Genomic DNA, 4859 nt, shown 5'->3' on the forward strand with positions numbered 1-4859 from the left:
GGCATGCGGTGGTATCACGACGGTGCCCGCCAGCCGGCGCCAAGCCCGCGCCGGATCCGCGGCGAGCTGCTCCAGCCAGTCCGCGACCGGACCGGGCGGTTCACCGTCACCACTGCGCCATCCGGCGGGTGCCGTCACCGTCATGTCGTGGTGCGCCAACGCGCCGAGGAGCCGCTGGACGGCATCCGCCACGGCGGGCCGGGCCGTGGCCGCGGCGAGCCGCTCGGGTGCCACCCCGCGCCGTAACGCCGGTTCCAGCCGCCGCCACAGCAGCCAGAGCCCCGGTCCCCCGCTGACGCTGAACGCAGCCGACCAGCCACGCACGTAGACGCCGTCCGCGGTGGGCGAGGCCCGCACCGAGGGACGCAGGCGCAATACCGCCCCGGCGGCCGTCACGACGCCCCCGCCCGGTCCACGACCGCGTCCCGCCAGCTGCGGCCGGTGAGCCGCTGCGCCGCGGCACAGACCATGCTCGCCGCCAGGTAACGCTCGGCGGGGGTGACGTCGACGACCGCCAGCAGCAGGTACAGCATGTTGTTGCAGAACCGTTCGATCTCGAACAGCCGCTGCTCGGCCGGGTCCCGCTGCCTCTCCCCGGCGATCCGGTGAAACGGGCTGCGGCCGTTCCGGGCGTACGCGGCCACCAGCGCCGGGTCGCCGAACGCGTCCAACCGCAGGGCCCGGTCCCGCGGGGTCGCCGAACGCAGCACCCCGTGGTCGTACGCCGCCGCCGCCGTCTCCCGTGCCGCGGCGCCCCACCCGTACCAGGCGGCGCTGAGCGGCTGCCGGCCGCCGGCCGCCGCGCTGCGCCGCACCAGGGCGGTGACGGCGTCGCCGTGCCGCCGCCAGATCTCGTCGTACGCCGCCCGGGTGCGCCCGCTGCGGTCGTGGTGGTGCAGGTGCAGCTCCAGATGCGACTGGTAGGAGAGGTAGTTTCCGCGCAACCGCCAGGGCCCGGCCCCGGCGTGCGCGGTCAGCGCCACGATCACCGCGCGGACCCGCGCTCCGCCGGTGTCGCCGTGCAACCCGGTCTCGGCCAGGGTCGCCGACAGCGCGGGGAGGCCGGCGTGCAGCACCGCGGCACGCACCGCCGCGGTGCGGGCCCCACCGGGCACGCGGGCCACGGCGGCCGGGTCCGGCTCGCGTACCAGCACCGAGTTGTCCGCCACGAACGGCTCGTACGGCGGGGGCACCAACTCCGCACGCCCGGCGGCGGTCGACGCCGCCAGCAGTTCGGCGTGCGAGAGATGCACCCGCGACGGCCGGACATCCAGGTGGGAGCGCACCGCGGCGGCGATCCCGGCGGCCGTCGCCGGGACCGGGTCGTCCGGCCCGGCCAGGCAGATCCGGATGTGCGGCCCGTGCAGCCAGCCGCGCTCCAGGTGCGCGGCCACGCCGGGCGGCACCGCGTCCAGCGCCGGCAGGACCGCTTCGCGCAGCAGCGGCGCCTTCACCGGGTCGTGGTAGTAGACGACGACATCCCGCCGGATCATCGAGGGCCTCCTTTCGCCCGGTACGTCTCGACGATGAGCTCCGTCGCGTGCCGGCCGAGCGGTCCCTCCCCCGGGACGGGCAACGCCTCGGTCAGCCGTACCAGCCCGCTGTGCTCACTGAGCAGCCGTGCCAGGCAGCGCAGGTGCAGAGCGCTGCCCCAGTCCACGAACTGCGGCTTCGGGTCGGTGATGTAGGCGTGCACCGATTCCGGGTCGGCGAACGAGAACGGGCGGCCGGACACGAACACGGACTCCGGAAGGCCGAGGTCGGCCGCCCAGCGGGCCGCGGCGGCGTACGGCACGTCGCCGCCGGCGCGCAGGGCGTCGACGAGTGCGGCGACGGCCGGTGGCGGCAGCGTCCAGCAGGCACGCGACAGCACCAGCGACCGGTACCGCAACCGGCGGCTCCGCTCGACCGCGAACCCGGCGGCCGGCGCCGGGCCGGCCGGCGCCAGATGGCTCAGCTCGGCGCCGGCTCCGCCCAGATCAAGGATCAGCGGTGCCACCCGGTCCGGCAGGATCGGCCGCATCAGGAAGCCGAGATAGAGCACGTCGAGCCGTTCGCCGGTGGCGATGATCCGCAGCCGCACCACGTCGTCCGCCTGATCGTGCACGACCTCCACCTCGTCGAGGGCGAGCGTGGCCCACGCCGGGTCCTCCCCGATCTCGTCGCCGGTCAGGCGGGGGTGCAGATTGGCGTTGAAGCCGGACACCGGCCGGAACTGGGCGAGCCGCCCACCAGGGAACATGGCCGTCAGCTGCGCCGCAACGGCCGCGCGCGGCTGCGGCCCGAGCATGCCGAGGAAGCGGCTGGTGTACCGGCCCCACCCGTCGCCCACGGTGTTGACGCACCACCCGGTCCGGGTGCCGTCACGGAACGGCTGCACGAACCAGGAGTACGAGGCGGGGCGCCGGGCCAGCCAGTGCGGCAGCGCGGCGGCCGCCTCGTCGATCAGGTCGCCGGTCAGCTCCGCCTCGTCGCCGCGCTGCGGGCAGGCACGGGCGGCCGCCGTGATCTGCCGGCGCAGGTCTGCCACTTCGGCGACCTCCGCGGGGATGCTGTCGGTCGCGTCGAGGACGGTGCCGTCGGGCGTGATCGCGGCGGCCGCGGACCAGATCTGCGCGGCGTCGGCCATCAGCTCGGCAAGCCGGCAGCGGCCGCCCGGCCCGGCCCGCTCCAGCAGCCGGCGGCGCAGCAATGCCCGCATGACGACGGCGTCGTCGAAGAGTTCGGCCAGCGGCGCCACCCGGCTCAGGTCGGCGCGGCAGTCCGCGCCGGCGCTGCGGCCCAGGCCGGAGAGACCGGGTAGGACGACGTCCTCGCGGACCGCCGGCACGGACGGCATCGGCTGCCCGATCGCGGCGAACGCCCGCTGCCACTGCCCGGTCAGCCGGCGCAGGACCGGTGGACGTTCGACGGCGCTCAGCGCACCGAACCGGCGGGTGTCGGCGCCGGCCCGGCTCAGCGTCGCGGCCAGCTCCGCGTCGCCGTGCCCGGCCAGCCAGCCGGCCAGGGCGGGCAGCGGGTCGGGCGTCTGCGGGTCGACCGGCGGGATCGGCAGCAGCAGGCACTCATCGGCCAGCCGCTCGACATAGCGCAGCGCGGCCGCGTCACCGGATCCGGCGGGCAGCCGGGCCGCGAGCGCCGCGGCGAGTTGCTCCACGGTACGCCCGGCCGGTCCGGCCCGCCGCAGCTCGGCAATCACCACGTCGAGAGCCGTGGTACGCGGCAACCGCACCTGACGCTGGGCGTACATGCTGTACAGAACCTCGCCGACGACCTCGTCGCGCTGGAACTGGACCTGCCCGCCGGCGACCGTCAACGCCGGCGCGAGCCGGTGCGCGAGGTCACGCCGGTACCGAGGCATGGCGAGCAGCCCCCGCAACAACGACGTGATCAGGGCGTGGTTGGGCAGACTGACCGCCGTGGGTTCCAGGCCGTGCGGCCCGCTCCCACCGGGTTGCCACCGGCCCCACCCGACCGGGGTGAACCAGGACCAGGGGCTCGTCTTGGTGGTGGCGCGCAGCGCGTACCGAAGGATCTTGGGGTCGGCCTTGCGGCCCCGGGCGTCGACGGTGCCGCCGTGCGCGGCAGCCCGCTCCAACCCGGCCAGCAGCGCGGGACTGGACAGCGCGGCGGCCCGGCGGACCCACTCGTCGGCGCAGATCACGGCGTTCGCGGCCCGGTAGTCGGTCAGCGCCGGCCCGGCGGCGGCGGCCAGTTCGTCGTGCACCCGGTGGCGTTCGTCCACGACCCGCAGCCAGGCGTTGAGCAGCGGGATCCGGGCCGGCAGGTCGCCGAGCGCGCGGCGGGTGGCCGCGGTGGGGGCGCGCCGGTTGTGCACGTCGCGGCGCAACGGCAGCACCACCGCGCGGTGGAAGTCCGCGGGGTGGTCCGCGCGGCTGGTGTACAGCTCCGCGGCGAGCGGCTCGGCCAGCGCGATCAGGTCGCGTTCGCAGGCGACCGCCGTGGCGAACAGCCGGCCGTACTGCCGCGCGGCCACGCCGGGGCGCGGGTACGGCAACGCGGACAACCGCACCAGGGCGTACGGCGCGACCACGGCCGGGATCGTTCCCGGGTCCACGGCGGCGCCGGCGGAGAGGGTCATCGCGCTACCTCCTGAAGCAGGGAAAGGGCGGTGGCCCGGTCCGGCGAGGACGAACCGGGCCACCTGGGGAACGCCGATCAGGTCGGCTTGGAGCAGGAACCGTTGCTGGTGATCGAGCCAGTGCAGGAGGCGGCCGTCTCCGGCAGCGCCACGGTGTCCCGCAGCGACGTCACGTCGATCTCGTCCAGTTCCAGGTCGTCGAGCTCGAGCAGATGGAGCTCGACCAGATCGAGCTTGGTGTCCTTCATGGTGTGGACCTTCCTGTCCGATGGTGGTTCGCGAACGGTCGTCGGACCGCCCGGGCGGCTGCTCCGGTGCTGGGCCCCGCATCGGTCAACCGCCGAGTCCACTCTCGCCGCCGGCGACCGCCCCGGAATCGGTAGTGGCCTCCCACGTTGGTGTGCCGGGCCACCCAACTTCGGCGGCCACCCCGAGCCGCCGGGCGGCCGCCGCGGCGGCGCGCCGGGAGCCGACGGCCAGCTTGGCGAGTACCGCGGCCACGTGGTGCTCGACCGTGCGCACCGACAGGGTCAGCCGGTCGGCGATCTGCGCGTTGCTCAGTCCGCCGGCGAGCAGGCCCAGCACCTCCACCTGCCGCACGGTGAGGCCGGCCGGGTTGGCGGCCGTCGCCGGGCGCGGGCCCCGGGGCACCCGCGGCAGGTAATCCGGCTCTCACGGCGGTATCTGCTCGCCGATCCGAACGCCACCCACGTCGACATCGTGGGCAAGATCCGACACCTGCGGCAGAAATGCGCAC

At 75.5% G+C, this 4859-nt stretch carries 4 protein-coding genes and 1 pseudogene; all 5 read right to left on the reverse strand.

Going from position 1 to position 4859, the window contains the following annotated elements:
- Nucleotides 1–396, reverse strand: a pseudogene (locus AB0F81_RS50355) (hypothetical protein); the annotation flags it as partial.
- Nucleotides 393–1493 (reverse strand): hypothetical protein, encoded by a 1101-nt coding sequence (locus AB0F81_RS50360; protein WP_360211447.1) that lies wholly within the window; start codon nucleotides 1491–1493, stop codon nucleotides 393–395. The pseudogene AB0F81_RS50355 and the gene AB0F81_RS50360, both read right to left, overlap by 4 nt.
- Nucleotides 1490–4102, reverse strand: a complete 2613-nt coding sequence (locus tag AB0F81_RS50365) for a lantibiotic dehydratase (RefSeq protein WP_360211449.1) — start codon at nucleotides 4100–4102, stop codon at nucleotides 1490–1492. Before AB0F81_RS50365 ends, AB0F81_RS50360 begins: the two co-directional genes overlap by 4 nt.
- Before the next feature lie 77 nt (nucleotides 4103–4179).
- A complete protein-coding gene (locus AB0F81_RS50370; protein WP_360211451.1) occupies nucleotides 4180–4350 on the reverse strand; it encodes a thiazolylpeptide-type bacteriocin in 171 nt (56 codons plus the stop codon).
- A gap of 85 nt (nucleotides 4351–4435) precedes the next feature.
- On the reverse strand, nucleotides 4436–4753 hold the full coding sequence (locus AB0F81_RS50375) for a helix-turn-helix transcriptional regulator (protein ID WP_360211453.1): 318 nt from the start codon (nucleotides 4751–4753) through the stop codon (nucleotides 4436–4438).
- Nucleotides 4754–4859: the final 106 nt, after the last annotated feature.

The organism is Actinoplanes sp. NPDC024001, from assembly GCF_040638955.1.
In the GTDB taxonomy this organism is placed as follows: Bacteria; Actinomycetota; Actinomycetes; order Mycobacteriales; family Micromonosporaceae; genus Actinoplanes.